Annotated in this window: 1 protein-coding gene; it reads right to left on the bottom strand. The window is 72.9% G+C overall.

Features of this window, described 5'->3' with window-relative positions; genetic code table 11:
- Positions 1–18: 18 nt before the first annotated feature.
- Positions 19–1,095 (bottom strand): IS110 family RNA-guided transposase, encoded by a 1,077-nt coding sequence (locus ACK586_RS25365; RefSeq protein WP_409333309.1) that lies wholly within the window; start codon positions 1,093–1,095, stop codon positions 19–21.
- Between the last annotated feature and the right edge of the window lie 235 nt (positions 1,096–1,330).

The raw sequence follows: 1,330 nt of genomic DNA, 5'->3' as shown, positions 1-1,330 counted from the left end.
GGATGCTCCTATGGATCGTCAAGCCGCCGGGGCGAGGTTCTTGGCAGGTTGGGCGGGGCGGAGGACGTAGTAGAGCTCGCGGGCGATCATGCGCTTGAGGCAGCGGATGATGTCCTTCTTGGACAGGCCTTCGGTGGTGCGCCGGTCGACGTAGGCGCGGGTGCGCGGGTCCCAGCGCATGCGGCAGAGCACGACGCGGTAGAGGGCGGCGTTGGCCTGCCGGTCGCCGCCGCGGTTGAGCCGGTGGCGGTGGGTCTTGCCCGAGGAAGCCGGGATCGGGGCGGCGCCGCAGAGCATGGCGAAGGCCGGTTCGGAGTGCAGCCGGTCGGTGTTCTCCCCGGCGGTGACCAGCAGCTGCCCGGCGACGTCGGCGCCGACGCCGGTGCGCGCCATGAGGTCGGGGTTGATCGCGGTGACCAGTGGACCGATGAGCGCGTCGAGGTCGTCGAGCTCCTCGGTGAGCGCCTGATGGCGGCGGGCCAGGGCGCGCAGCGCGGTCTTGGCCGCCTGCTCGGGCTCGCCGATGCGTGCCGGGTCCGGGCGCAGGGCGGCGCAGGTGCCGATCAGCGTGACGCCCTTGAGGCCGCGCAGCTGGGCGCGTAGCGCCTCGGGGGCTGTGATGATCAGCGCCTTGATCCGCCGCTGGCAGTCCGCGCGCTGGTCGATCGCGCTGCGGCGGGCCACCCGCGCCTCTACGCGGCCGTCGCGCTGCTTGGGGACACCGGTGCGCCGGCGGGCCAGCGCGGTGCGGGCGGCGTCCTCGGCATCCAGCGGGTCGGACTTGCCGGCGAACCGGCGGGTCTTGCGGTCGGGCCGGTCGACCTCGAGCATCGGTACGCCCTCGGCGGCCAGGTGGCGGGCCAGGCCGGCGCCGTAGACCCCGGTCCCCTCGATCCCGACGACCAGCAGCGTGCCGAAGCCGCGCAGCCAGGCCAGCAGCTGCCGGTAGCCGGCCGCGGTCGCCGGAAACTGGCGGTGTCCGAGCATCCGTCCGGCGGTGTCGACCGCGGCGGCGGTGTGGGTGTCGGAGTGGGTGTCCACGCCGCCGGCCACCTGGTCCTGGCCCGTGATCGTCTCTGGTGCGATGGTGGTCATCGTCGTCCTCCTCGTTCGCAACCGACAGGGCGGCACGCACCGCCGGGCGAGCGGACAAGACAGTGATGGGTGCCTGCTGGCACAGGCTCCTATGAGGTCACACCGCCACGTCTGGTGAGTGCAGCGAGCCCCGCAGCGGACCGAACCGACAGATCCCGTTGAAGACCCGAGGTCAGTCAGGCGAAGGGTCAGGAACGACCGCTGCGGGGCTCGCCCACATCCTCACTGTCAGGCG

Source organism: Trujillonella humicola (assembly GCF_046233715.1).
In the GTDB taxonomy this organism is placed as follows: domain Bacteria; phylum Actinomycetota; class Actinomycetes; order Mycobacteriales; family Geodermatophilaceae; genus Trujillonella; species Trujillonella humicola.
The sequence above is the reverse complement of the archived record's forward strand: the minus strand, read 5'-3'. Positions and strand labels throughout refer to the sequence as shown.